Here is a 25417-nt window from a genome sequence, read left to right as displayed (position 1 = left end):
CTGGGTCGAACGGCGACACGGCCGGATCGACAGGCAGCACGACATCTTCTCCGACCCAGCCGGCTCAGGACCGATCGGTGGCAGCCGCGGAGGTGCCGGCGGCGGTCGCCGCCCAGCTGGCCAGCAGCTTGAGCGCGTCCTCCGAGGGTGACCCGGGCTCGGCGGTGTAGACGGTCAGGCGCAGACCGCGGTGATCCTCGGCCGGCAGGTCGAGGGTGTAGTAGGCCAGATCCAGGGCGCCGACGACGGGGTGCTGGAACCGCTTGGCGCCGTTGTGGTGGATGCGGACGTCGTGCGCCGCCCAGCGCGTCCGGAACTCCTCGCTGACCGTGGAGAGCTCGCCGACGAGCGCGCGCAGCCGCGCGTCGCCCGGGTGGCGGCCGGCCTCGGCCCGGAGCAGGGCCACGGTGATGTCCGCCGCGCCCGCCCAGTCCGGGTAGAAGTCGGCGGCCCGCGGGTCGAGGAACGTGAACCGGGCGAAGTTCGCCGGCCGCTGCGGGGCGTCGAACAGCGGTGAGTTCAGCGCCCACCCCAGGGAGTTGGTGGCGACGATGTCCAACCGGCCGTTCGCGACGAAGGCGGCGGATCCCGTCATCGAGTCGAGCATCCACTGGACGCGGGGCTGCACCTGCGCCCTACCGCGTCGCTGAGGGGTGCGGGCCGGCTTGATCGCGGCGCGGGCGAGGTCGAACAGGTAGGTCCGCTCGGCCTCGTCGAGCTGCAGGGCGCGCGCCACCGCCTCCAGGACGTCCTCGGACACACCGGCGATGTGGCCCTTCTCCAGCCGCGTGTACCACTCGGTGCTCACCCCGGCAAGGACGGCGACCTCCTCGCGGCGCAGCCCGGGCACGCGGCGGCGGCCACCCCCGGGCAGCAGCCCGGCCTGCTCGGGGGTGATCCGCGCCCGCCTCGTGGTGAGGAAGTCGCGGATGTCGGAGCGGTTGTCCACGCGATCGACGGTACGGCGGGCCCGGCGTCCAGGGAGGTCGAGCTGCTACCCCCCACAGACCCGACCTCCCTCCCGCGCCCGCGGAGGCGTTCCGTGGAGGACACCCCCCGACCAGAAGACGGAGAACCCCGTGCGAGTCAACGCCTACGCCGCCCCCGCCGCCGGACGGCCCCTGACCCCGACCACCATCGAGCGCCGGGACGTCGGCTCCGGCGACGTGCTCATCGAGATCGAGTACGCCGGCATCTGCCACTCCGACATCCACACCGTCAACGGCGACTGGGGTCCGCAGCCCTTCCCCGTCGTCCCCGGCCACGAGATCGTCGGCGTCGTCGCCGAGGTCGGCTCCGAGGTCACGGCGCACCGGGTCGGTGACCGCGTCGGCGTCGGCTGCATGGTCGGCTCCTGCGGGAAGTGCGCTAACTGCCGCAACGGCGACGAGCAGTACTGCCTCGACGGCATGGTCCCCACCTACGCCGGGACCGACCGCGACGGCACCACCACGCAGGGCGGCTACTCCACCCACGTCGTCGTGGACGCCGGCTTCGTCCTGCGGGTGCCCGACGGCATCGACCCGGCCACGGCCGCGCCGCTGCTGTGCGCCGGCATCACCACGTACTCCCCGCTGCGCCGGTGGGGCGCCGGGCCGGGCAAGCGGGTCGCGGTCGTCGGGCTCGGCGGGCTGGGCCACATGGCCGTGCAGCTCGCCGCCGCGATGGGTGCCGAGGTGACCGTGCTGTCGCAGTCGCTGAAGAAGCAGGAGGACGGCCTGCGGCTCGGCGCGACCGACTACTTCGCCACCTCCGACCCGGAGACGTTCGCCCGGCTCGCCGGGCGGTTCGACCTGATCCTCAACACCGTCAGCGCCGGCATCGACGTCGACGCGTACCTGTCGCTGCTGGCGGTGGACGGCGCGCTGGTCAACGTCGGCGCCCCGGCCGAGCCCCTGAGCCTGCACGCCATGTCGCTGATCGCCGGTCGGCGGTCCTACGCCGGCTCGATGATCGGGGGCATCGCCGAGACCCAGGAAATGCTCGACTTCTGCGCCGTGCACGGCATCGGGGCGGAGGTCGAGGTCATCCCGGCCGACCAGGTCGACGAGGCGTACGCGCGCGTCCTCGCCTCCGACGTCCGCTACCGCTTCGTCATCGACGCGGCCACCCTCCGGTGACGGCGAACCAGCTCACCTCCCCCGCCGGGTCGGCGGCACCGCCCGGCGCGGCCGTCAGAGGGACGCGTACAAGGCCGTCTCCACGTCCACGTAGACCTGGTGCACGTCGGGCGCGACGAACGGCAGGGTCTGGGTGTAGACCGCCGCCGTGATGCCGGTCGTGCGGTCGACCCAGAAGTGCGTGTTGCACAGCCCGGCCCACGCGCCGCTGCCCGCGCGCCGGCGCCCGGGGAGGTCCTCGGTGTTGAGCATCAGCCCGTACCCCCACTTGTGGCCGGGCCCCACGCAGAAGTCCGCCGTCGAGCCGGGGTCGGCGGTCGTGATCGCGGCGGGGAAGTCCAGCTCCCCGATCTGGTTGGTGAACGCCGCGTCCACCGTCTCCGGCCGCAGGATGCGGGCGCCGTCGAGCTCGCCGTCGCCGAGCAGTGCCCGCTGGAAGCGCAGGTAGTCCCGGGGCGTCGAGTACAGCCCGTGGCCACCGGCGTAGTACTCGGGCTCCGGGTGCAGGTCCAGCTCGCTGGGCTGCCACGAGCCGTCCGGAGCGCGCATGTGCACCGGCACGCAGTTCGCCCGGTGCTCGGCGCTGGGGGCGAACGAGGTGTCGTCCATGCCCAGCGGCCCCGTGACGCCCTCCTTCACCGCGACGTCGAAGCCCAGCCCGCTGGCCGCCTCGACGACCTTGCCCACCCAGTCGGTGTTGATGCCGTACTCGAAGCGGGTGCCCGGGTCGGCGAGCAGCGGCGCCCCGAAGATGACGTTCGACCCCGACAGCACGTTCGGGGTGCCGGTCACCGTCTCCCACCGCAGCAGGTCGGCGTCGAAGAACCAGTAGCCCAGCCCGGCCGTGTGCGTGAGCAGCTGGTGCACCGTGGCCTTCGTCGCCGGCGGCCGCAGCCGCGGCACGTCGCCGTCGAAACCGTCGAGGACCTGCAGCCCGGCGAACTCCGGGCAGTACTCCTCCACCGGCGCGTCCAGGCGGAGCGTGCCCTGCTCGACCTGCTGGAGCGCCGCCACCGTCGCGACCATCTTGGTCATCGACATGATCCGGAAGTGCGTGCCGGCGCCGACCGGCTCGTCCCCGCCGGCCACCCGGGACCCGGCTGCGCTCTCCAGGACCGGACCGTCCCGGTCGGCGGCGACCACCACCGCGTTGGGCACCGCGCCCCGTGCCACGGCTTCCTGCAGGACGGCGTCGACGGCGTTCGGGTCCATGGGGCGCTCCCGGATCGGAGGACGACCGGCCGCACCGGTCGACGCCGTGACCTGCGTCATGGCGGTGCAGGGCACCCTGCCGTTGCCGGCCCGCCGGGGCAAGGGGGTCGCCCGCGCGCGCCCGACCGCGTGAGGCCGCCGGGCCGGTCAGCGGGCGGGGTCGACCATCGTCATCCCGGCGACGGCCGCCCGGTCGAAGGTGGGCAGCAGCTCCGCCGCCTCCTCGAGCCCGATGGTGCGCTCCACCAGCAGCTCGGGGCACAGCGCGCCCTGCTCGATGAGGGCCAGCATGCCCGGGTAGTCGGCCGCCGCCATCCCGTGGCTGCCGAGCAGGTCCAGCTCCCAGCCGATCACCCGGTCCATGGGCACGCGTGGGTGCCCATGGACCGGCGGCAGCAACCCGATCTGCACGTGGCGGCCACGCCGGCGGAGGCTGCGGATGCCGTCGGCGCAGGTCTGCTCGCTCCCCACGGCGTCGACGGCGACGTCGCTGCCGCCACCGGTCAGCTCGACGACGGCGGCCGGGACGTCGGCGCCGTCGGCCAGGACCGTGTGCTCCGCACCGAGCGCGGCCGCGGCCGCGAGGGCCGCGGGGTGGCGGTCGACCGCCACGACCCGGCAGCCCATGGCACGGGCGATCATCACCGTGCTCAGCCCCACGCCGCCGGCGCCCACCACGGTCACCCACTCCTCCTCGGCGACCCGTGCGCGGCCGACCAGGGCGCGGTAGGCCGTGGCGAACCGGCAGCCGAGCGCGGCCGCGGTCGGGAAGTCCACGCGCTCGGGGATCGCGACCAGGTTGGTGTCGGCGCCGTGCAGGGCGACGTGCTCGGCGAACGAGCCCCAGTGCGTGAAGCCGGGCTGCTGCTGGTCGGGGCAGACCTGGGCCTCCCCGGCACGGCACCACCGGCACCGGCCGCAGCCGCAGACGAACGGGACGGTGACCCGGTCACCCACCTGCCAGCGGGCGACACCCGCACCGACCTCGGCGACCACCCCGGCGAGCTCGTGCCCGGGCACGTGCGGGAAGGCGATCTCGTCGTGCCCCGCCCAGGCGTGCCAGTCGCTGCGGCACATCCCGGTGGCCATGACGCGCACCACCACGCCGCCCGCGGGGGCCGTGGGTGCGGCCACCTCCCGCACCTCGGGCCTGGCTCGGACGGCATCGACGACGAGGGCGCGCACGCCGCCATGCTGTCAGCCGTCGGTCTCCCGGCCGGGCGGGCCCGGCCCCAGGCGTTGAGGCGCGCGCCCGAGCCCTCCCGGGCCGGTGTGTCCTGGCGGGGAACCCACGGGCGGCCTGGGAGCGTTCCCCAGGGAACCGGCACACCGCCCTGCACGAGGAGCCCCATGACCACCCTGCCGCCGACCGACCTCGCCGTCGCCCTCGACCTGGGCGACCTGGGCGACGACGGCGCGCTGACCTGGCTGACGTCGCTCGACCCCACGGTCCTCGCCGTCCTCGGTGGCGCGCTGCTGGTCGTCCTGCTGATCACCGCGCTCGCCGGGTGGCTGGTGCTGCGGCGCGTGCGGCGCAGCCCGCTGGTGGCCCGGAGCCGGGAGCTCGCCTCGCGCGGGCGGGACCTTGGGCTCCAGGGCGCGACCGCCGTGGCGGCGCGGCACCTCCCGCCGGGCCACCGGCGCTCCGCGGCGGGGCTGCAGCTCGAGGTCGCCCGCGCCCGCGACCGCCTGCGCCACCACGTGGCCACCGCCCGGGCCGCCGGCGCCCACCTGGGTGAGATCCCGGAGCTGCTGCCGTCGCTGGACGCCGAGGGCGCCCGGCTGGAGCAGCGCCTCCGGCAGCGCGCCCTGGCCGCCGACCCCGCCGACCGGGCCGACCCCGGGCCCGAGGCCCGCGACTACCTCGCGACGGTCGCCGATGTCTGCGACGCGGTGCTGGAGGCGGAGCGGGCGGTCTCGGCAGGCGTCCGCCCGGTCACCGGGGTCGCCGACGCGGTCGCCGCCCTCCGCGCGCACACGTCGGCCTACCAGGAGCTCACCGCGCCGCCGGCCGCACCTCCGCTCCCGTCCCCCGCACCGGAGAACCACGACCGACGCTGAGCACCGCCACGTAGGCCGCCAGCCCCAGCGCCAGGCAGCCCGCGATCGCGGGGAGGTAGGAGCCGGAGGCGTCGACGGCCGCGCCGGCGAGCGGCGCCCCGACGGCGGACCCGAGGCCGGCGCTCGTGTACAGGACCCCGAGCAGCCCACCGAGCCGGGTGGTGCCGAAGCGCTCGGCGACGACCGCGGGACCGATGGCGACGAAGCCGCCGTAGCCGACGCCGAGCACCACGGCGAAGACGACCAGCACGCCGTACCCGCTCCCCAGGCCCCACAACGCGAAGCTCAGGCCCATGGTCAGGAAGCACCCCTGGAAGGCGCGCAGCGTGCCGGTCCGCGCCGCGACCACGCCGAGCAGCAGCCGGCCGGCGGTGCTCGCCAGCCCGATCACCCCCACCAGGGCCGCCGCCGCGACCGGGTCTGCGCCCTGCTGCACGGCGTACCCGGGCAGGTGCACGAAGGGCACGAAGAGGGCGACGGCCATGAGACCCGAGGCCAGGTACAGCCGCCGGTAGTCGCGGTTGCGTACGGCCTCGCGCAGGGTCAGCGCCGCCGGTCCGGACGGCACCGGCGGGGGCTGCACCACCAGCGCGCAGGCCGCGAGCACCACCGCGCCGCCCAGCCCCAGCACGAGGTGGGTGGTGCGCCACCCCAGCTCACCGATCAGCGACGCCGCCAGCGGCGCCACGGCGAGCGTGCCCAGCCCGATGCCCGTCACCGACACCCCGACCGCCAGCGTGCGCCGTCGCTCGAACCACCCGCTCACCACGGCGACCATCGGGACGTAGGCGCAGGCGACCCCGATGCCGACCCCCAGGCCGTAGGTGACCAGGCCGATCCACAGCTCCCCGGCCAGCGACGTCGCGGTCAGCCCGGCGCCCAGGGCGACGGCGCCGAACAGCAGCACCCGGCGCGGGCCGTAGCGGTCCACCGCGACTCCGCTGAGCGCGCCGAGGCCGAAGTAGGTGAGCGAGGTCAGGGCGAAGAAGGCCGACGTCGTGCCGCGGCCGGAACCGAACTCGTCGGCCATGGGCTCCAGGAAGGCGCCGAACGAGTACGCGATCCCGAACGAGACGAACATCCCGGCGAACGCCGCGGCGACCACCACCCACCCGCGGGAGGAGTCGACCGCTGCCGGAGGGTGCATGGCCCCGGACGATACGAGACCGCCCGGCACGACGGTCGCACGCCGGGTGCGCGAGGAGACCGTCGGCGGAGTGAGGTCGGCGTCCCCGGGGTCGGCACCACTCCGCCGCAGCCGCTGCCGGCGGTCCCGCCGATCACGCGGGCGGCGGCTCAGGGCCCCGTGGTGTCCCCGGCCGCGGTCAGCCAGGCCCGGGCGGAGCGGTAGTCCTCGGCGACCCCGAGGACCCGGTACCCGCTGCCCGTCCGCTCCAGCAGCAACCAGGCGCCGTCGAACGCCTCGAAGACGGTGTCGTCGCAGCGGTCCGGCAGCCCGTGCGGGAACCGGGCCGAGCGGATCTCGCGCTGGTGGGGCGGCGGCGTCACGGACATCGGTCCAGCCGGGAGGAGGGTGACCGGGGGCCCGATTCTGCACCGGACGGGTCCCCCGGTCACCCTCCTGGCAGCCGTCAGCCCGTGTGGTGCACCTCCGGCAGGCCGTGCACCGGCGTCGGGATCCCCTCGTACCGGGCCTTGAGCTGCAGCGCCAGGTAGAGGGAGTAGTGCCGCGACTGGTGCAGGTTGCCGCCGTGGAACCACAGCGCCTCCTGCCGGGTGGGCTTCCACATGTTGCGCTGCTCGCCCTCCCACGGGCCGGGGTCCTTGGTGGTGTCCGAGCCCAGGCCCCACACCTTGCCCACCCGGTCGGCGACCTCCTGGCTGATCAGGTCGGCGGCCCAGCCGTTCATCGACCCGTAGCCGGTGGCGTAGACGACCAGGTCGGCGGGCAGCTCGGTGCCGTCGTCCAGCACGACGGCGTCCTCGGTCAGCCGGACCACCTGCCCGTGCGCCAGCTTCACCCGGCCGTCGGCGACGAGTTCCGCGGCGCCGACGTCGATGTAGTAGCCCGAGCCGCGGCGCAGGTACTTCATGAACAGGCCCGAGCCGTCCTCGCCCCAGTCCAGCCAGAAGCCGGCCTTCTCGAGCCGGTCGTAGAAGTCGGCGTCCTTCTGCTTCATCTGCTCGTACAGCGGGATCTGGAACTCGTGCAGGATCCGGTACGGCAGCGAGGCGAAGATCAGGTCCGCCTTCTCCGTCGTCACCCCGGCGGCCAGCGCCTGCTCGGAGTAGAGGGCACCGAGCCCGATCTCCATGAGGGAGTCGCTCTTGACGATGTGCGTCGAGGAGCGCTGGACCATGGTCACGTCGACGTCGTGCTCCCAGAGCGCCCCGCAGATGTCGAAGGCGGAGTTGTTGCTGCCGATGACGACGACCTTCTTGCCGGCGTAGGCGTCGGGCCCGGGGTGGGCCGAGGAGTGCTGCTGGTCGCCGCGGAAGACGTCCTGCCCGGGGATGGCCGGGATGTTCGGCTTGCCCGACATCCCCGTCGCGAGGACCACCTGCTTCGGCCGGAGGGTGAGGGGCTTGCCCTCGCGCTCGACCTCCACGGTCCACTCGCCCTTCTCCTCGTCGAAGGTCGCCGACGTGGCCGTGGTGCTGCCCCAGTAGGGCACCTCCATGACCGTGACGTAGGACTCGAGCCAGTCGCCGATCTTGTCCTTGGGCGAGAACACCGGCCAGTTGTCGGGGAACTTGAGGTACGGCAGGTGGTCGTACCAGACCGGGTCGTGCAGGCAGAGGGACTTGTAGCGGCCGCGCCACTGGTCCCCCGGCCGCGGGTGCTTGTCGACGACGAGCGCCGGCACCCCGAGCTGGCGCAGCCGCGCGCCGAGCGCGATGCCGCCCTGCCCGCCGCCGATGACCAGGACGTAGGGCTGGACGCCGATGCCGAGATCGGCCTCCTCCTGCTCGCGGCGCTCCAGCCAGGTGCGGCGCTCCTTGTTCGCCCCGTGCTCGGCGCCCATCGGCCGCGCCGGGCCGCGCGGCTCCTCGTGGCCCTTGAGCTCCGACAGGGTGGTGAGGAGGGTCCAGGCCAACGTCTCGCCGTCCTCCTCGACCAGCCGCACCAGCCCGCGCCCCCGGCCGACGGCGGTCTCGAAGGTGAACCAGGCGGTCGTGACCCCGTCGGCCTCCTCGGGTGGTTCCTCGACGGCGAACGCCGAGGGGCCGGTGTGCTCGAGGGTCGCGGTCAGCAGGTCGGCGACGCCCCCGGGGTTCTCGACGGTGGTGATGTTCCAGCTGAAGGAGACCAGGTCGCGCCAGAAGCTCGTCGTGGCGAACATCCCGGCCGCGCGCGCCACGTCCCGCGCGCGGAGCGCCTCCTCGAAGCCGGTGAACCAGCGGTGCGCCCGCTGCTCCGGGGTCTGCGTGGGCGTGTCCAGTGTCTGGGTCATGCGCTGCGCCTCCTCCGTCCGCCGATCGGCATGGTGTGATGTCCAGCACAGCGCTCGGCCTCCGGCGGGGGAAGCGTTGCAGCGCGTTGCAGGGCCCCCGGCCGCCGCGGCGCCCCGAAGGAGGTGGACGTGGCCGGCTACTCGGCGATCTCCCCCGGCACCGACCTGTCGGAGCACGCCCGGGTGCTGGTCCGGGTGCACGACGCGGTCATCGCCGGCGGGCGCCCGCCCGTGCGCCCGCGCACGGTCGTCGCCCGCTCCTGGTCGCGGGTCCTGGGCCTCGGCCTCGACGCCTCCCGCACCAACGCCCGGGCGCCGCTGCCCTTCGAGGACGTCGAGCGGCGCCGCCGCGGGAGCCCGCTGTCGCTGGTCGTCGACGAGCTGCGCCAGGTGCTGGTCAGCGTCGCCGACGCCTCGTCGTTCCTCGTGGTGGTCACCGATGCCGACGGCGTCATCCTCTGGCGGGAGGGATCGGCGCGGGTGCGGATGCGCGCGGACGCGCTCGGCTTCACCGAGGGGGCCCGCTGGACGGAGGCCGCGGTGGGCACGAACGCCATCGGGACGGCGCTGGCCGAGGCGGCGCCGGTGCAGCTGTTCTCCGCCGAGCACTTCGAGCTCGCCCAGCACCCCTGGTACTGCACGGCGGCACCGATCCACCACCCGGTCAGCGGGGAGTTGCTCGGCGTCGTGGACGTCAGCGGACCGGCGCTGACCCTGCATCCGGTGATCGGCGCTCTCGTGGAGACGGCCGTCAAGCTGGCGGAGTCGCAGCTGTGGCGCCACCACGAGCACCGGCTGGAGCGGTTGCGCCGCTCGGCCCGCGCCGCGCTGGCGGCCGTCCGCGGCCCCGTCCTGCTGGTCGACGACGACGGCTGGGTGGCGCACCGGTCGGGCATCGCGGTGCGCGACCGGATCGAGGTGCCCCGGCCCGACCGGCTGATCGCCGTCCCCGGGCTGGGGTTGTGCACCCCCGAGCGCCTGGGCGAGGGCTGGCTGGTCCGCCCCCGGGGCCCCGGCGACGACGTGCTCGAGGCCGAGCTCGACCTCACCGGCCCACCGGTGCTCGGGCTGCGCACCGGCGCCGAGTCGTGGCGGACGCCGCTGACCCGGCGCAACGCCGACGTCCTGGTGCTGCTGCAACGGGCCGGCCGTGCGGGGCTGACCGCCGCCGCGCTGAGCACCGCGCTGTACGGCGACGAGGAGCACCGCGTGACGGTGCGGGCGGAGGTGTCGCGGCTGCGCCGGGTGATCGGCGGCCTGGTGGCGACCACCCCCTACCGGCTCGCGGACGGCGTCACCCTGTCTGTCGTCCGCTCCTGATCCGGTCGCTCCCGGCGGTCAGCGCACGCGGGCGAGCAGCCGGTGGAGCAGCCCACCGGTCCGCGGCACCGGCACCGGGGCGGGCGGTCCGTCCGGGACCCCGGGCGGCGTCGCACGGGCGACCGGCGGACGTGCCGCCTGCCCGGCTCCGGTGCTCCCCCGGTGCTCGTGGGTGAGCCGCTCGTGCGCCAGGTAGTGCTGCACGGTCTCCTGCACCGGCCGGCGACCGCGTGCGGCGACGTCGTGCCTGGCCTCCCGCTCGCAGGCGCGCTTCTCCGCCTCGGTCATCTGGAGCGGGTCCCACCCACCGCGCCGCCGGCCGGTCTCCCCGGGGGGCTGCGGCGTTCCGCTGACGACGGTCATGACGACTCCTCTCGCCGATGGGTACCGCCAGCGTGCGCCTCAGCGGCGCCGCGGCACAGGGCCCCAGGTCACTCACTCCCCCGGCGCCGGCCTCCCCGCCGGGGTTCCGGTCGCGCGCGGACGGCCCGCGGGGCACTGTCGGTGCCGACGCTCCGACGCTCCCGGGGGGGACGAGTGCCCATCCACCTGCTCGCCACCGGTGGCACGATCGCGAGCCGCCGCGGGCCCGGCGGGCTCGCCTCGGTCACCCCCGCCGCCGACCTCCTCGCCGCGGCGGGGACGCCGGACGGGCTGGTGGTGACGACCAGCGACCTCACCACCGTCGGCAGCTTCGCACTGACGACGGCGGACCTCCGCGGGCTGGTCACCGAGGTGCGCCGGCGCCTGGCGGCGGACGTCGACGGCGTCGTCGTGACGCACGGGACCGACACCATGGAGGAGTCGGTGTTCCTCGCCGACCTGGTCCACGACGACCTCCGCCCGGTGGTCCTCACCGGCGCCCAGCGGCCCTTCGACGACCCCGCGCCCGACGGTCCGCGCAACCTCGCCGACGCGCTGCGCGTCGCCGCCGCACCGGCGGCCCGGGGATGCGGCGCGCTGCTCTGCTTCGACGGCCTGGCGTTCGCGGCGCGCGGCGTGCGGAAGGTGGAGACCCTGCGCAGCGGGGCGTTCGCGGCACCGGGACGCGGGCCGGTGCTGCGGGTCGACGGCGATGCGGTGACGCCGCTGGCCCGACCGGTGCGCGGCCCGGCCCTCCCCCTCGACCTCGACGCCGACCTGCCGCGCGTGGACGTCGTCCCGCTCTACCTGGGCGCCGACGACGCCCTGCTCCGCGCCGCGGTGGCCGCCGGTGCGGCCGGCATCGTGCTGCAGGCGTTCGGCGCGGGCAACGTGACCCCGGCCGTGGCCGCCGCCGTGGCGGAGCTGGTCGCCGGGGGGACGCCGGTGCTGGTGTGCTCGCGCGTCCCGTCCGGCGCCGTCGCCCCGCTGTACACCGGCGGTGGCGGTGCCGACCTGGCCCGGGACGGCGCGGTCCTCGCCGGCGACCTGAGCCCGTGGCAGGCCCGCCTGCTGCTCGCCGCCGCGCTCGCCGTCGCCCCGCACGACCCGCTGCCGGTCGTGCGCGACCACCTCGCAGCAGGGACCCGGACGTCGGACCGAGTGGATGGAGTGCAGGGATGAGCAAGGAGATCTTCGTGGCCTTCGGCGTCGACGTCGACGCCGTCGGTGGCTGGCTCGGCTCGTACGGCGGGGAGGACTCGCCCGACGACATCTCCCGCGGTGTCTTCGCCGGCGAGGTCGGCGTGCCCCGCCTGCTGGAGCTGTTCCGCCGCCGCGAGCTGCCGACGACCTGGTTCTGGCCCGGTCACTCGATCGAGACGTTCCCGGAGCAATTCGACGCCTGCGTCGCCGCCGGCCACGAGATCGGCGTGCACGGCTACAGCCACGAGAACCCGATCGCGATGAGCCGGGAGCAGGAGCAGGCGGTGCTCGACCGCTGCATCGCCCTGATCGAGGAGCGGGCCGGGCGCCGGCCGACCGGCTACGTGGCCCCCTGGTGGGAGTTCAGCGGCGTCACCAACGAGCTGCTGCTGGAGCGCGGCATCACCTACGACCACTCGCTGATGCACCGGGACTTCGAGCCCTACTACGTCCGGGTCGGCGACTCGTGGACGAAGATCGACTACGAGGCGCCGGCGGAGAGCTGGATGGAGCCGCTGGTCCGCGGGGAGGAGACCGACCTCGTCGAGATCCCGGCGAACTGGTACCTCGACGACCTCCCGCCGATGATGTTCATCAAGTCCAGCCCGAACAGCCACGGCTTCGTCAACCCGCGGGACATCGAGCAGATGTGGCGCGACCAGTTCGACTGGGTCCACCGCGAGATGGACTACGCCGCCTTCACCATGACCATCCACCCGGACGTCTCCGGCCGCCCCCAGGTGCTGCTCATGCTGGAGCGGCTCATCGAGCACATCGACGGCCACGACGGCGTCCGCTGGGTGACCTTCGACGACATCGCGCAGGACTTCCTGCGCCGCTCCCCCCGCAGTCAGCGCCGGACGACGTCCTGGCCGGATACAGCTCGCCAGCCGGGGTCGACCAGGCGGTGACCCTCTGAAGGACGTTCGAGGCCGTCAGATGTCCGGGACAGGGGCAACGCCTCGTCGGCGCCGAGCAGCTCTGGCTCGCCCCTCCCCCGCCGTCGACCACGGACGCCGGCAGCGAGGACCGGTCACCCGCCTGAGGACTCCCGCGCCCGGGTGCCGCCGGTGCGCCCGGCGGTGCTCGTCAGCCGAGCCGGCGGCGCTCGCGCTCCTCGGGCCAGCGGGCGACGGCGTCGGCCAGCACCTCGCGCAGGAAGGCGAGGAACTCGCGGGTCTCGGCGAGCCGGCGTCCGCCCGGCCGGTCGGTGCCGAACAGTTCGATGCCCGATGCGACGATCTCCTGGAACCGCTGCAGGGCCTGCAGCTCCGCGGTGACGAACCGGGCCCAGAGGTGGGCGTCGTCCAGGACGTACAGGTCGCTGCGGGTGCCGGGTTCCCGCTCGCGCACCAGGAAGCCGATCTGCACGAGCTGGCGGACCGCTCCGCTGATCGCCGCGGGGCTGACCTGCAGACCGTCGGCCAGCTCGGCGGCCGTGTAGCGGTCGGCGTCGTCGGCCAGCGCGTAGGCGAAGACCCGGGCCGGCATCGGCTGCATGCCCGACTCGCGCAGCACCAGGGCGAACCGCTCCACATAGCGCAGGAGCGTCGCCCGCTCGGCGTCGGTGTTCTCCGCGACCGTCACGCCGCCCACGGTACCCGACGTATCGGCCGCTCAATGAGCTTCACAAGTTCGTGAAACCTCTGTAGCTTCGCCGGCATGACTGCGATCTCCGTCTCGGGACTGGTCAAGACCTTCGGGACGACCCGTGCGCTGGACGGCCTGGACCTCGACGTGGCGACCGGGGAGGTGCACGGCTTCCTCGGCCCCAACGGCTCGGGCAAGTCCACGACCATCCGCGTGCTGCTCGGCCTGCTGCGTCCCGACTCGGGCAGCGTGCGGCTGCTGGACGGCGACCCGTGGCGGGACGCCGTGGCGCTGCACCGCCGGCTGGCCTACGTGCCCGGCGACGTCACGCTCTGGCCGAACATCTCCGGCGGCGAGTCGATCGACCTCCTCGGCCGCCTCCGCGGCGGGCTGGACCCCCGCCGTCGTGCCGAGCTGCTCGACCGGTTCGACCTCGATCCGCGCAAGAAGGCGCGCACCTACTCCAAGGGCAACCGGCAGAAGGTCGCACTGGTCGCCGCGCTGGCGTCGGACGCCGAGCTGCTGGTGCTCGACGAGCCGACGTCCGGCCTCGACCCGCTGATGGAGGCGGTGTTCCAGGAGTGCATCCGCGAGGCGCGCACCGAGGGCCGGACCGTGCTGCTGTCGAGCCACATCCTGGCCGAGGCCGAGGCGCTGTGCGACCGGGTGAGCATCATCCGCCACGGCGCGACGGTGCAGAGCGGCAGCCTGGACGAGCTGCGGCACCTGACCCGCACCGCCATCACGGTCGAGACGGCACGGCCGGCCACCGGCCTGGACGCCCTGGCCGGCGTCCACGACCTGCGGCAGGAGAACGGGCGGTTGCGCTTCGACGTCGACACCGACGCCCTCGACGGCGCGCTGCGCCACCTCACCGGCTTCGGCGTGGTCGGCCTCACCAGCACGCCGCCGACGCTGGAGGAGCTCTTCCTGCGCCACTACGGCGACGAACTCGCCGAGGACGGCGCCTCGGCACGGGAGCCGGTGCGGTCGTGAGCACGCAGCTGTCCGGGGCCTCCGCACGGCCCGCCGCACCGGCGCGGCCCGGCCGCTCGTCGACCACCGCCGGGACGGCGGCGCTGTTCCGCTTCGCGCTCCGCCGCGACCGCCTCCGGCTGCCGGTCTGGGTCGCCGCCGGTACGGCCATGGTGGCGCTGCAGTCGGTGTCGAGCCAGTCGTTCTACGACACCCCCGGGGCGCTGGCCGCCTACCGTGCCTCCGTCGGCAGCAACGCCGCCACCATCGCGCTGGCCGGCCCGCCGGTCGGGCTGGACACCGTGGCCGGCGCGGTGGCGTTCGAGATCTCGGCGACGGTGATGCTGATCGCGGCGCTGATGGCGATGTTCACGGTGACCCGGCACACCCGCGCGGACGAGGAGGCCGGGCGCACCGAACTGGTCCGCTCCGCCCGGATCGGCCGGCACGCGCCGCTGCTGGCCGCGGTGCTGCTGTCGGCGCTGGCCTGCGCCGCCCTCGCCGTCGCCGTCGGCTCCGCCGCCACGGCCACCGGTCTGCCGGCCGCCGGCTCCTTCGTCCTCGGCGCCTCCTTCGGCGCCTGTGGGCTGGTCTTCACCGGCATCACCGCCGTGGCCGTGCAGGTCACCGGGCACACCCGGTCGGTGTACGGCCTCGTGGGCGGCGCCTTCGCGGTGTTCTTCGTGCTGCGCGCGATCGGCGACATCGAGGGCAACTGGCTGGTGTGGACCTCGCCCATCGGGTGGGCGCAGGCCACCCACCCGTACTCGAGGGACGAACTCCTGCCGCTGCTGCTGTGCCTCGTGGCGGCCGTCGCGCTGACCGTGGCCGGGTTCGCCCTGCTCGACCGGCGCGACCTGGGCGCCGGCCTGACCCAGCCGCGCCCGGGGCGCCCCGCCGCGACGCGCTCGCTGCGCTCACCGCTCGGCCTCGCCGTCCGGCTGCAGCGCGGCGCCTTCCTCGCCTGGGCGCTGGGCCTGGCCCTGCTGGGCGTGGTCTACGGCGCGCTGGCCGACTCCGTCGAGACGCTGATCGCCGGCAACGAGCAGGCGCTGGCGATGTTCGGCGACCCGGACGTCGGCGAGCTGGTCGACGCCTACCTGAGCACCACGTTCAGCATCACCGCCCTGCTGGCCGCGGCGTACGCGGTGTCGGCGGTCCTGCGGGCGCGCAGCGAGGAGGGCGAGCAGCGGGCCGAGCCGGTGCTGGCGACGGCGACCAGCCGCTCGGCCTGGCTGGGCAGCCACGTCGCCGTCGCGCTGGCCGGCTCGGCGCTGGCCATGGCGGCGTCCGGCGTCACCACGGGCGTGGTCCGCGTCCTGCAGACCGGTGAGGCGGCCGCCCTCGGCCGGATGGTGGGCGCCGCGGTGGCCTACGTGCCGGCCGTCTGGGTGGTCGCCGGCCTCGCCGTGGCGCTGTTCGGCCTGCTCCCCCGCCTGGCGACCGCGCTCGCCTGGGCCGCCGTGGGGCTCTTCCTGGTGATCACGATGTTCGCCGGGTCGTTCGACTGGCCCGGCTGGGTCAGCGACCTCTCCCCCGTCAGCTGGGTGCCGCTCATGCCGCTGGAGCCGTGGACCGCCGGCCCCGTCCTGGCGCTCACCGGCATCGCCGTCGCCCTGCTCGCCACCGGCTTCGCGGGGTTCCGCCGCCGCGACCTGGCGACCGGCTGACCGCACACCCCAGGAGGAGGCGGGCCCCGCTCCGTGCCGACGGCTCAGAGCCAGTAGGTGTCGTGGCGGAGCATGAACTCCGTGCGCTCCTCGGGCGTCATCCGCTCGCCCCGGGCGAGGGTCTCGAAGTACTCCTCACGCGGGCCACCCGGCGCGAACATGAGCAGCATCGAGGAGTGCGCACCGCCGCGGAAGGCGTGGATGCCGCCCTCCGGCACGTAGAGGAAGTCACCGGCTCCGGCGTCCTGCCAGGAACGCCCGTCGTAGACGCTCACCTGCCCCGACAGCACGTAGAACTGCTCGGAGATCGAACGGTGGAAGTGCGGTGCCGGCCCGGCCTCCTCCGCCCCGAAGCTGTACCGGTACAGCCCGAACCGCCCGCCGGTCTCCGCTCCCGTGGCCAGGAACTCGCAGGTCACCCCGTTGGCCGAGGTGGTGTCGGGGTCGCCGCCCGCAGGACGCAGCCACGCGCTCACCTCCCCCGTCGTGCCGCGGTAGAGGTCCGGTGGGTAGTGCCGGTGCAAGGACACGGTCGCTCCTGTCTCTCGGTGCGGGGCCCGTGGTCGCCGCCCACGGCGAGCACGGCTCAGGCGCGGGCCCGGCTCCGCGGCCGCCGACGGCGGGCGAAGAACCGCTCGACCCGGCGCCAGCGGTTCGGCGTCTTCTCCGGGTCCATGACCTCCGACTCCCCGAGCGCCCGGTCGGCCGGGCCCAGCTCGGGCGGCTCGAAGGGGATCAGCGACCGCCCGGCCGGGCGGCGCAGCTGCTCGATCCCCCGCACCAGGGAGCCCGTCGCCTCGACCGCGGCGGCGACCTGCTCGGGCGTGCAGCCGAGGTGCTCGGCGAGCAGCCGGTCCCGGAAGCCGCCGATGGTGGCGGCGAGCTGCTCGGCGCCCGGCTCCCCCTCCACCGCCTCGATCGCCAGGTCGCACTCGGTGTCCAGCCCCATCGAGCGGTTGTTGACGTTGCTGGAGCCGATGCGCAGCAGGCGGTCGTCGACCACGGTCACCTTGGCGTGCACGTAGATGTGCGCCCGCTGCTCGGTCACCGGTGTGTACAGCCGGAACCGGTCGTGGACGTCGGCCTCGCGCAGGGTCTCCAGCACGCAGGCGCGCGCCGTGCCCATCGCCTTCTCCGAGAGCCAGCCGTCGGCGGTCCAGGGGTTCACGACGACCACGTCGGGGCCGTGGGGCTCGCGCAGCCGCTCGGCGACCGCCTCGGCGATCCGCCGGCTGGCGAAGTACTGGCTCTCCACGTAGAGCGATCGCCGGGCGGCGGCGATGACGGCCAGCCACAGCAGCTCGACCTCGTGCACCAGGGGCGCACCACCGTGCTCGGGCCGGGTGCGGGAGATCGCCACGTCCACGTCGGTGAGCAGCGGTTCGACCGCCTCGGGCCAGCAGTCCCGCTCCTCCTCGATCGGTTCGAGCCGCTCCCCCGTCCCGCTCTCCCACCGCTCGCGGGCGAGCTCGGCCAGGGCCCGGGCGGCCGGGCCGGTCATGATGCTGGTCGCATCGTGCCACGGCCCGGTGGGCCGCCCCGGACCCCGGCCGTTGACGGGCCGGCACCGGTCCGGGTTGTCGTCGGCGTGGTCGGAGGTGTCCCAGCGGTCGGCCGTCACGTCGATGCCGCCGGCGAAGGCGAGCGAATCGTCGATCACCACGATCTTCTGGTGGTGCGCCCCGCCCACGGGGTGGTGGGTGTCGACGGCGAAGGTGAGCCGGTCGGGAGCGCGCCGGTCGAGCAGCACGATCGGCTTCAGCCCCCGGCCGAGGGCCCGCAGCATGCCGAGATCCCACTGCAGCACCCCGATCTCCAGCCCGGGGCGGCGCCCCACCGCCTGCTCGAGGACGGCGCCCAGGCGATCGTCCTCGGGCCGCCCGCCGCCGAGCGGGTCGAGCCGGATGCGCGGGTCGAAGTCCCAGCCGATGAACAGCACCCGGCGCTCGGCGCAGAGCACCGCGCGCTTCAGGGTGGCGAAGTAGCCGGCCGCGTCGACGAAGATCGCGAACCTGGCGGCCCGCTCGATCCGCCAGCAGGTCTCGCCCGGGATCAGCAGCCGTGCCCCCGCCTCGGACCGTCCGTCGCCCCCGTCCGGCTCGGGCAGCCTGATCCCGGGATCGGTGCTCGTCTCGCCGCCACCCGTCACACCGGCAGTGTGCCCGTCCCGCCGCACAGGCACCAACGCCCCGCCTCCTCCCGTATGCACCGACGGGCCTCGGGTCAGCGGCGGGACAGGACGGCCATCGCGGCCGCGCACCCCCACCCCGTCACGACCACCGGCGTCTCGAGGAGGTCGGGGTCGCGCACCCGCAGCCGCACCGCCCGCTCGCTCGCGTAGCCCACGGTCATCCCCGTGCCGACCCACCGGAGCACCCACCGTGCCCGGTCGTCCCATCCGCGGAGCAGCCGGGCCACCGCCCAGGTCTGCAGCGCCACCAGGTAGGAGGGCGCGCTGAACGCGGTGCCGAACCACAGCCAGTCCCGTCCGATGTGGTCGGGGCTGCCGGTCAGCAGCGGGACGTCGAAGTGCCGGCGCCGCCGCACGGCCAGCACGTGCCCGGCCAGCTGCGCCGCGAGCTGGAGGGAGGAGACCGCGACGAGCGTCGACCGGCGCGCCATGCCGCCGCACTGTAGGGCCACTCCCCGCGTCGTGGCACCGGTCCCCTGACGGGGATCGGCAGCGTTCACCTCGGGGCAGTCGCTCTCTGCCCCGCCGGAGTGGGCAGAGAGCGACTGCCCGCAGGTACGTGCTGCGGTCCGGGGCCGGTTCCCCTCCTCGCCGGTGCGGTCGCCGTCCAGGGGCACCGGCCGCGACTGCGGGCGGCCCGCCCGCGCGGCCGGTCGGGTCACGTGCGCTGCGCGAGCTCCCGGACCGGTACCGCCGCGACCCGATCCCGGACCTACCGCAGCGTCGCGGCGTCGAAGACCTCGCGGGCCCGCCGGCCCGCGCCGTCCCGCAGCGGCCCGGTGTTCTCGGCCTTCCAGTGCTCGAAGTCCTCGACCAGCCCGCCGGCCGCGGCGGCGCGCCCGGTGACCATCTCGCCGGTGTACGGGAGGCCCAGCTCGACGCAGAGCGCGGCCAGGGCCGCCTCGGGGTCGCGCACCAGCGAGTCGTAGCCGACGACGGAGTGCCGCGACCGGTCCCGGTACCGGTCGGTGAGGGCGATGCACTCCGCCCACTGGTCGATGGCGGTGTCGACGGTGTAGGTGGTCCCCCAGCCTCCGGCGACGGCGCACAGGCTCGCGACGACGTCGACGCCGTCGCGCACGATGTGCACCACCTGCGCGCCGGGCACGACCCGCTCGATCAGGTCCAGGACGTACAGGTTCGCCGGGGTCTTCTCGACCCAGGTGTCCGCACCGTTCCGGCGCGCGGCGGCGTCGGCCATCGCGACGAACGCTGCGCCGGAGCGGCGCACCGTCGGCAGCACGGGACGGCGGGGGGCGCCCAGCCGGCCGGCGACCTCGTCGAGCCGCCCGGCCGTGCCGGTCGCGGCCAGCCCGGTCGCCCGCCGGCCCCTGCGCGGCGCCTGGAGCCGGTGGAAGAAGTGGGTCTCCGGGAACGAGTGCACCTGCGGGTGCGCAGCCAGGAACGACTGCAGCAGCGTGGTGCCCGACCGCGGGCAGCCCACCACGAAGATCCGCCGCACCGCACACCTCCGTACCCCGGGCCGACCCCGCAGCGAGCGGTCGGCGAGGACGCGCGACGCCCCGACGTAGCCAGGCGGACGGCCGACGGCCGGTCGGCGGCGATGTGCGCGCCGGGAGCACCGGTGCGCTCGGGCGCCGTGCCGCGGTGCGGGTTCAGGCCAGCAGGGCCGCCAGGGCGGCGTCGGAGGAGGCGAGCGCCGCCCGGTCGTAGGTCGCGCCGCTGGCGAGCAGCTCGTCGGCGCCGGTGCGCTCGGCGAGCTGCTCGAGCCGGCGGCGCACCGTCGCCGGGCGGCCGGCGGTCACGGCTGCGAGGCCCTGCTCGACCCGGCGGGCGTCCAGGTCGTCCCAGCCCCCGCCCCGGATCTCCGCCACCGGCTCCAGCGCGCCGAACACGCCCGTGCGCCGCGAGCGGACCATCGCCCACACCTCGGGCAGCGCCCGCTCACGAGCCTCGTCATCGGTGTCGGCGACCAGGACGTCCAGGGAGACGGTGACGTGCGGGCGGCTGCCCCGGTGCGGGCGGAAGCCGCGCCGGTAGCCCGCCAGCACGTCGCCGAGCTCGGGCCGGTCCAGCACCGGGCCGCCGAGCACCAGCGGGAGCCCGAGGCCGGCGGCGACGTCGGCTCCGCGGCCGGTGGCGAGCACGAACAGCGGGACCGGCCCCTCGGCGACGGGGCGGGCCGTCACCTCGGCCTCCCGTTCCAGGTACGCCCGCAGCTCGGCGACGTCGTGGGCGAACGCGTCGGGCTCCCCGTCGGTGCGGCGCAGCGCCCGCCGCACGGGCGGGGTGAAGCCGAGCGAGCGGCCCACACCGAGGTCGACCCGGCCGGGGTGCAGCCCGGCCAGGACCAGGAACTGCTCGGCCACCACGAGGGGCTGGTGGTTGGGCAGCATCACCCCGCCCGACCCGAGCCGGATGGTCGCCGTGCGAGCGCCGACGGCCGCCAGCAGCACCGCGGGCGCGCCCGAGGCGATGCCCGGCACGCCGTGGTGCTCGGCGACCCAGAACCGGTGGTAGCCCAGCCGATCGGCCGCGACCGCCCGCTCCACCGTGTGCTGCAGCGCCGCCGCCTCCGGGTGGCCGGTGCGGGTGCGGGAGCGGTCGAGCAGCGAGAACCTCACGCCGGGGTCAACCGGGGAGCGCCCGATCGGCTTCCGGCTGCACCCGGGCGCCGTCGCCCTCGGCCGCCGGCGTCGCGTCCACCCAGGCGTCGATCGTCTCCCACCACCGGTAGAGCCAGTCGACCTGCTCGCCCGGGTCGCGCGGCACGTCGGCGGCGGGGACGAACCACCAGCGCAGGTGCAGGGCCTTGTCCATCGGGAGACCGCGCCAGACGTCGCGCGGCGTGTTCAGGTGCTCGAGGCCGGTGTGCGCCACGAAGACGACGTCGGCGTGCGGCGCGGCGCGCAGGGCCGCCGCCACCCCGGCCGGTCGGGGCGGCAGCACGTGCCGCATCTCCTCCGCCCGGCGCACCGCCGCCAGCAGGCCCCGGTCGCGGAGCCGCTGGATGGCGCGGGTGCGCCGCCGGGCCGTGAAGTTCGCGCCCTCGGGGAAGATCAGCAGCGCGTCCTCATCCCCCAGGTCGCGGGCCAGGCCGGCGATCGCCTCCTCCGAGCTGTACCCGCCGGCCGGGTCGGCCGGCACGAAGTGGTTGGGCAGCCGGTTGAGGTAGACGTCGATCATCGGGTCCAGCTGCAGCACGTCCTTGAGCACGATCCGCGGCCGGCGCAGGTGGTCCCGGTCCATCAGGGTGTGCACCAGCAGGAACGAGTCGCCGGGGCCCGCGTGCCGGGACAGCACCACCATGGCGTTGGTCGAGCCGGGGAGACCGTCGTCCAGCGGTGACCACGAGGCGCCGTCGGTGACCAGCCGCAGCGCGAACAGCCGCTGCGCGGCGCGCATCAGCGCGTCCAGCAGCAGCCGCAGGACGGTGTAGTGGGCCGCGCGCGACCGCGGCGCCGTGAGCCGGCGGCCGAACCCGCTGAGCACCCACAGCGCCCCCGCGGCGACGAGCCCGGCGACCTGCAGCGCGAGGTAGAGCAGCGCGAAGCAGAGCAGCCGCAGGCCGCGCCAGTGCCCGGGGAGCCACACCGAGGCGACGGCGGCCACCAGGACGAGCACCGGCAGCAGCAGCACCGCGGCCACGAGAGCCACGACCAGCAGCGGACCGGTGAACCGGCGCACGCGCCGCGGGGGCAGCACCTCAGGTCGTCCCGGCGCCGGCGGCCCCGGAGCGCCCCAGGTAGTCCCGCGCCGCCGAGTGCGCCCGGGCGATCCGCGCGGGGACGCCGGAGAAGTCGCGGTAGCGCAGGTCTCCCGCGCCGGGCGTGGCAGCACCGCCCGAGGGCAGCACGTGCGCCGTCACCCCCGGGGGCAGCGCGGCCAGGTCGGCGGCGAACCGGTGCCGGCGGGCGATCTCGAAGGCCACGAGCCCCACCTCCCACGGGCGGGCCGGCGGGCGCAGCGGCCGGTCGATCCGGCCGACGTGCAGCACGTAGATCGTCTCGGCGCCGAGGGCGACCGCCCGGCCGACCGGGATGCTGTGCACCAGCCCGCCGTCCAGGTAGTGCTCCCCGTCGATCTCCACCGCCGGCAGCAGACCGGGGACGGCGCAGGAGGCGAGCACCGCGTCGACCAGCGGGCCGTCGGTGAACCAGTGCTCGGCGGCCCGTTCGATGCTGGAGGCGACGCACTGGAAGGGGATGGCGAGCTCGCCGAACGTCCGCACCGGCAGGTGCTCCTCCAGCAGCTCGCGCAGCGGCTCCCGGGAGTGCAGGTGGGTGCGGGTGCGCACGAGGGTGCCGAGCCGGGCCAGCACCGACCCCGCGAAGACGCCGCGTTCGGCCAGGTCCTCCCACACCGCGCGCAGCCGGCCCACGGCGCCCGCGGTCGGGTCGGTGGCGACGAGCGCCCCGTTGATCGCGCCGACCGACGTCCCCACGACCAGGTCGGGCCGGATCCCGGCCTCCACCAGGGCCTGCAGCATGCCGACCTCGGCCGCACCCATGACCCCGCCGCCGCCGAGGACGAACGCCGTCATCCCCCGCCCGGCCGCGGTCCCCGATGCCATGCCCGCATCCTGTCACCCGGGCCCCGCCGCGGCAGGGGCGGCGGCGGGGCCCGGGCGGCGTCAGGCCACCCGGCGGAGCCGGGCCCCCTCCCCTCGGCGGGCGCACGCGCTCCAGGGTCGGAAGACCCTGCTGACCGGGCTTCCCGGGAGGTGCACTCGTGCGGTGACGACGCGGCTGGAGGCGGGCAGCCGGGACGTCGGTCGCCCCGGTGCCGGCCGTGCCCGCGCCGGCCGCCCGCCGGTGCAGCGCCACCCCGTCGACCTCGTCCGGGTGGTGCTGGGCGCCGCCGTGCTCGGGCTCGGCTTCCTCGTCGCGCAGCGGGGGCAGCTCCCCGTCTTCGAGAGGGACCTGTTCCAGCTCGTCAACGGGCTGCCGGCGGTGGTCTTCCCGCTCGTCTGGGTGGTCATGCAGCTCGGCAACGCGGTGGCCGTCCCGGTGCTGGCGACCGGCGCGCTGGCCGTGTGGCAGGTGCGCGTGGCACGGGACCTGTTGCTCTCCGGCCTGCTCGCCTACGTCGCGGCCGACCTGGTCAAGGGCGTGGTCCGGCGGGAGCGGCCGGGCGGCTTCGCCGTCGAGGTCAACTTCCCGGAGGGGCCGGTCGGTGGCCTGGGCTTCATCTCCGGGCACTCCGCGGTCGCCGCCGCGCTGGCGACCGCGGCGGTGCCCTACCTCTCGCGGCGGGCTCGGCGCGTCGCCTGGGTGCTGGCCTGGTCGGTCGCCCTCGCCCGCATCTACGTCGGCGCCCACCTGCCGCTCGACGTCGTCGGCGGCGTGGCCGTCGGCTGGGCCATCGGCTCGCTCGTGCACTGGGTCTTCGGCGTGCCCCGCCGCGAGGTCGACCCGCGCCGGCTCAGCGGGCTGCTGACCCGGCTGGGCCTGCCCGTGGCCGACGTCCGGCCGGCCGCGGTCGAGGCCCGCAGCTCGCACCCGTTCGACGCCACCACCCCCGCGGGGCAGCGGCTGTACGTGAAGTACCTCGAACCCGACCGCGCCGAGCGGGACTGGTTGTACCGCCTGTACCGGCTGCTCGCCGTCCGGGACGTCAAGGACGCCGACGCCGTCGCGCCGCTGGGGCAGCAGGCCGAGCACGAGGCGGTCGCCGCGATGACCGCCCGGGAGCGCGGGGTGCGGACCCCGCGCATCCTGCTCGCCCGGGGGGACGACCGGGGCGCCGTGGTGGTGCAGGAGTTCCTCCCCGCCCGGCCGCTGGACGACCTGCTGCCCGAGGCGATCACCGCGGAGCTCCTGGCCGAGGTCTGGGCGCAGGTCGGCCTGCTGCGCCAGGCACGGGTCGCCCACCACGACCTCGTGGCGGGCAGCATCGTGGTCGACGAGGCCGGCCGGCCCTGGATCGTGGACTTCGGCAACGCCCTCACCGGCGCCTCCGACGACTCGCTCGCCGGCGACGTCGCCGAGCTCATGGCCTCGCTCGTGCTCCTGGTCGAGCCGTCCCTCGTCGTCGGCTCGGCCGTGGACCGGCTCGGCCCGGCAGCGGTCGCGGCGGCGCTGCCGGCCCTCGCGCCGCTCGGCCTCTCCTCGGCGACCCGCGCGCGGCTGCGGGCCCGGCCGGGCCGGCTCGACCAGCTCCGCACCGAGGTGCGCGCGCGGCTGGGCCTGCCCGACCCGGCCCGCCCGGAGTTCGCGCCGGCCGGTTGGCCGGCGCGGAGCGCCGTGGCCCTGGGCTCGATCGGCGCGCTGGTGGGCGTGCCGCTGCTGGCGGGGGCCGGCCCGATGGCCGAGGTGGTCGGGCGCGGCGGCTGGCGGTGGCTCGGCGCCGCGGTGGCGCTGGCCGTCCTGGCCCGGATCGCCATGGCCGCCGGCGCGCTGGTGACCGTGGAGCGGCGCATCGCCCTGGGCCACACCTACGGCGCCGGCATGGTGGCCGACAGCGCAGGGCTGCTGCACGGCCGCGACGGCTGGCGGCGCGCCGCGGCCCGCTTCCTGGAGCGGGCCGGGGTGCTGCCCGACGCCGCGGCGGCGGCGCTGGCCCGCTTCACCGCGGGCGCCGTCGTGGCCGCCGTCGTCGTGGCGGCGGCCACCTTCGTCCTCGCCGTGGTGGAGGGCCGGCTGACCGGCTGGCGGACGCCCGAGGCGCTGGTCCCCGCCGTCGTCGTCGGGCTGGGGGCGTGGGTGCTCGTGCTCACCGGGCAGTGGCTCGCCCTGCGCCGGTCGGGGGCAGCTCCGGCCCGGACCGAGCTCCGGGCGGACGTCGGGCAGGCGCTGCGCGACCTGCTCACCGTCCGGCGGCCGGGCCCCGACGGCCTGCCGCGGCGCCGCGGCACCCAGCTGGCGTGGACGGTCGCCGGGGTCTTCCTCGAGGCCGCCGTCCTGGCCGCGGCGCTGCACAGCGTCGGCGGGCGGGTCGCGCTGCTGGCCACCGCGACCGTCTACGGCGTGCTGCGCCTGCTGTGGTCGGTCGTCCCCGTGACGGCGGCTCCCGGCGCGGCCGACGTGGCGCTGCTGCTCGCGCTGACCGCGCTCGGTGCGCCGCTCGCCGGCGCCTGCGCCGGTGTGGTGCTCTTCCGGCTGCTCACCTTCTGGCTGCCGGCCGCGGCCGGCGCAGCCCTCACGGCGCGCTTCGAGCACCGGTCCCGCCTGTGAGCACGTCTCCCGCCGGTCCTCGCCCTCCCCGGCCGGCGGGTGGGGACGCGCGGCCCGGCGCGGGCGACCCGGTCAGGGCACCGGGCCGGCGCCGGGGACGGAGATCCGCAGCAGCTCCTCCCACCTCGTGCGCCGCGGTCGCGGGGTGCCCTCCGCGCCA

23 protein-coding genes are annotated in these 25417 nt (G+C 75.7%); 8 read left to right on the top strand and 15 right to left on the bottom strand.

Annotation, left to right across the window (positions count from 1 at the left end; genetic code table 11):
* Positions 1 to 64: 64 nt before the first annotated feature.
* Positions 65 to 949, bottom strand: a complete 885-nt coding sequence (locus BMW62_RS04130) for a helix-turn-helix transcriptional regulator (protein WP_091929574.1) — start codon at positions 947 to 949, stop codon at positions 65 to 67.
* A 130-nt stretch (positions 950 to 1079) separates the two neighbouring features.
* On the opposite strand from BMW62_RS04130, the gene BMW62_RS04125 reads away from it, so the two are divergent.
* Positions 1080 to 2120 carry an NAD(P)-dependent alcohol dehydrogenase gene (locus tag BMW62_RS04125; protein WP_091929573.1) on the top strand — a complete coding sequence of 347 codons (1041 nt, stop codon included), beginning with the start codon at positions 1080 to 1082 and terminating at the stop codon, positions 2118 to 2120.
* Positions 2121 to 2174: 54 nt separating this feature from the next.
* Here BMW62_RS04125 and BMW62_RS04120 read toward each other — a convergent pair whose 3' ends face one another.
* Positions 2175 to 3332, bottom strand: coding sequence for a serine hydrolase domain-containing protein (locus tag BMW62_RS04120; RefSeq protein WP_091929572.1), 1158 nt, complete (start codon positions 3330 to 3332; stop codon positions 2175 to 2177).
* Between the two features lie 147 nt (positions 3333 to 3479).
* A complete protein-coding gene (locus BMW62_RS04115) occupies positions 3480 to 4466 on the bottom strand; it encodes a zinc-binding dehydrogenase (RefSeq protein WP_244523823.1) in 987 nt (328 codons plus the stop codon).
* A 216-nt stretch (positions 4467 to 4682) separates the two neighbouring features.
* Here BMW62_RS04115 and BMW62_RS04110 point away from each other — a divergent pair, with 216 nt between their 5' ends.
* Complete coding sequence (locus tag BMW62_RS04110) at positions 4683 to 5393, top strand: hypothetical protein (RefSeq protein WP_091929570.1); 711 nt, start codon at positions 4683 to 4685, stop codon at positions 5391 to 5393.
* On the opposite strand, the gene BMW62_RS04105 is transcribed toward BMW62_RS04110, so the two are convergent.
* The 3 genes from BMW62_RS04105 to BMW62_RS04095 form a co-directional block, all read right to left on the bottom strand.
* The gene (locus BMW62_RS04105; protein WP_091929569.1) at positions 5329 to 6540 is read right to left on the bottom strand and encodes an MFS transporter; all 1212 of its coding nucleotides are present in this window, start codon (positions 6538 to 6540) and stop codon (positions 5329 to 5331) included. The genes BMW62_RS04110 and BMW62_RS04105 overlap by 65 nt on opposite strands.
* A 149-nt stretch (positions 6541 to 6689) precedes the next feature.
* The gene (locus BMW62_RS04100) at positions 6690 to 6908 is read right to left on the bottom strand and encodes a hypothetical protein (protein WP_091929568.1); all 219 of its coding nucleotides are present in this window, start codon (positions 6906 to 6908) and stop codon (positions 6690 to 6692) included.
* Positions 6909 to 6985: 77 nt separating this feature from the next.
* Complete coding sequence (locus tag BMW62_RS04095; protein ID WP_091929567.1) at positions 6986 to 8809, bottom strand: flavin-containing monooxygenase; 1824 nt, start codon at positions 8807 to 8809, stop codon at positions 6986 to 6988.
* Positions 8810 to 8938: 129 nt separating this feature from the next.
* On the opposite strand from BMW62_RS04095, the gene BMW62_RS04090 reads away from it, so the two are divergent.
* A complete protein-coding gene (locus tag BMW62_RS04090; RefSeq protein WP_091929669.1) occupies positions 8939 to 10129 on the top strand; it encodes a helix-turn-helix domain-containing protein in 1191 nt (396 codons plus the stop codon).
* 18 nt (positions 10130 to 10147) lie between these two features.
* Here the strand turns inward: BMW62_RS04090 and BMW62_RS04085 are convergent, their stop codons facing one another.
* Complete coding sequence (locus BMW62_RS04085) at positions 10148 to 10492, bottom strand: hypothetical protein (RefSeq protein ID WP_091929566.1); 345 nt, start codon at positions 10490 to 10492, stop codon at positions 10148 to 10150.
* Between the two features lie 174 nt (positions 10493 to 10666).
* Between BMW62_RS04085 and BMW62_RS04080 the strand changes: the two genes are divergently transcribed.
* Together BMW62_RS04080 and BMW62_RS04075 are read left to right on the top strand one after the other, a co-directional pair.
* Entirely contained in the window at positions 10667 to 11674 is a 1008-nt protein-coding gene (locus tag BMW62_RS04080) for an asparaginase (protein WP_091929565.1), read from the top strand.
* Positions 11671 to 12606, top strand: a complete 936-nt coding sequence (locus BMW62_RS04075) for a polysaccharide deacetylase family protein (protein ID WP_091929564.1) — start codon at positions 11671 to 11673, stop codon at positions 12604 to 12606. The genes BMW62_RS04080 and BMW62_RS04075 overlap by 4 nt, the downstream gene beginning before the upstream one ends.
* Positions 12607 to 12784: 178 nt before the next feature.
* On the opposite strand, the gene BMW62_RS04070 is transcribed toward BMW62_RS04075, so the two are convergent.
* Positions 12785 to 13282 carry a GbsR/MarR family transcriptional regulator gene (locus BMW62_RS04070; RefSeq protein ID WP_211434970.1) on the bottom strand — a complete coding sequence of 166 codons (498 nt, stop codon included), beginning with the start codon at positions 13280 to 13282 and terminating at the stop codon, positions 12785 to 12787.
* 75 nt (positions 13283 to 13357) lie between these two features.
* On the opposite strand from BMW62_RS04070, the gene BMW62_RS04065 reads away from it, so the two are divergent.
* Together BMW62_RS04065 and BMW62_RS22455 are read left to right on the top strand one after the other, a co-directional pair.
* The gene (locus BMW62_RS04065; protein ID WP_091929563.1) at positions 13358 to 14281 is read left to right on the top strand and encodes an ABC transporter ATP-binding protein; all 924 of its coding nucleotides are present in this window, start codon (positions 13358 to 13360) and stop codon (positions 14279 to 14281) included.
* Positions 14278 to 15930 (top strand): ABC transporter permease, encoded by a 1653-nt coding sequence (locus BMW62_RS22455; RefSeq protein WP_091929562.1) that lies wholly within the window; start codon positions 14278 to 14280, stop codon positions 15928 to 15930. Before BMW62_RS04065 ends, BMW62_RS22455 begins: the two co-directional genes overlap by 4 nt.
* 44 nt (positions 15931 to 15974) lie before the next feature.
* Here BMW62_RS22455 and BMW62_RS04055 read toward each other — a convergent pair whose 3' ends face one another.
* From BMW62_RS04055 to BMW62_RS04025, 7 genes are all read right to left on the bottom strand, one after another.
* A complete protein-coding gene (locus tag BMW62_RS04055) occupies positions 15975 to 16460 on the bottom strand; it encodes a cupin domain-containing protein (RefSeq protein ID WP_211434969.1) in 486 nt (161 codons plus the stop codon).
* Positions 16461 to 16516: 56 nt separating this feature from the next.
* Positions 16517 to 18079 carry a phospholipase D-like domain-containing protein gene (locus tag BMW62_RS04050; protein ID WP_091929666.1) on the bottom strand — a complete coding sequence of 521 codons (1563 nt, stop codon included), beginning with the start codon at positions 18077 to 18079 and terminating at the stop codon, positions 16517 to 16519.
* Between the two features lie 74 nt (positions 18080 to 18153).
* Positions 18154 to 18552: a hypothetical protein gene (locus BMW62_RS04045; RefSeq protein WP_091929561.1), complete on the bottom strand. Its 399-nt coding sequence runs from the start codon at positions 18550 to 18552 to the stop codon at positions 18154 to 18156.
* Between the two features lie 281 nt (positions 18553 to 18833).
* Positions 18834 to 19583, bottom strand: coding sequence for a sulfotransferase family protein (locus BMW62_RS04040; RefSeq protein ID WP_170852197.1), 750 nt, complete (start codon positions 19581 to 19583; stop codon positions 18834 to 18836).
* A 154-nt stretch (positions 19584 to 19737) separates the two neighbouring features.
* A complete protein-coding gene (locus BMW62_RS04035) occupies positions 19738 to 20706 on the bottom strand; it encodes an MsnO8 family LLM class oxidoreductase (protein WP_091929559.1) in 969 nt (322 codons plus the stop codon).
* Between the two features lie 7 nt (positions 20707 to 20713).
* A complete protein-coding gene (locus BMW62_RS04030; protein ID WP_091929558.1) occupies positions 20714 to 21787 on the bottom strand; it encodes a 1-acyl-sn-glycerol-3-phosphate acyltransferase in 1074 nt (357 codons plus the stop codon).
* Position 21788: 1 nt separating this feature from the next.
* On the bottom strand, positions 21789 to 22655 hold the full coding sequence (locus BMW62_RS04025; RefSeq protein WP_091929665.1) for a patatin-like phospholipase family protein: 867 nt from the start codon (positions 22653 to 22655) through the stop codon (positions 21789 to 21791).
* 163 nt (positions 22656 to 22818) lie between these two features.
* Here BMW62_RS04025 and BMW62_RS04020 point away from each other — a divergent pair, with 163 nt between their 5' ends.
* The gene (locus BMW62_RS04020; RefSeq protein WP_170852196.1) at positions 22819 to 25257 is read left to right on the top strand and encodes a phosphatase PAP2 family protein; all 2439 of its coding nucleotides are present in this window, start codon (positions 22819 to 22821) and stop codon (positions 25255 to 25257) included.
* The last annotated feature ends 160 nt before the right edge of the window (positions 25258 to 25417 follow it).

The organism is Blastococcus sp. DSM 46786 (assembly GCF_900109665.1).
Classification (GTDB): domain Bacteria; phylum Actinomycetota; class Actinomycetes; order Mycobacteriales; family Geodermatophilaceae; genus Blastococcus; species Blastococcus carthaginiensis.
The sequence above is the reverse complement of the archived record's forward strand: the minus strand, read 5'-3'. Positions and strand labels throughout refer to the sequence as shown.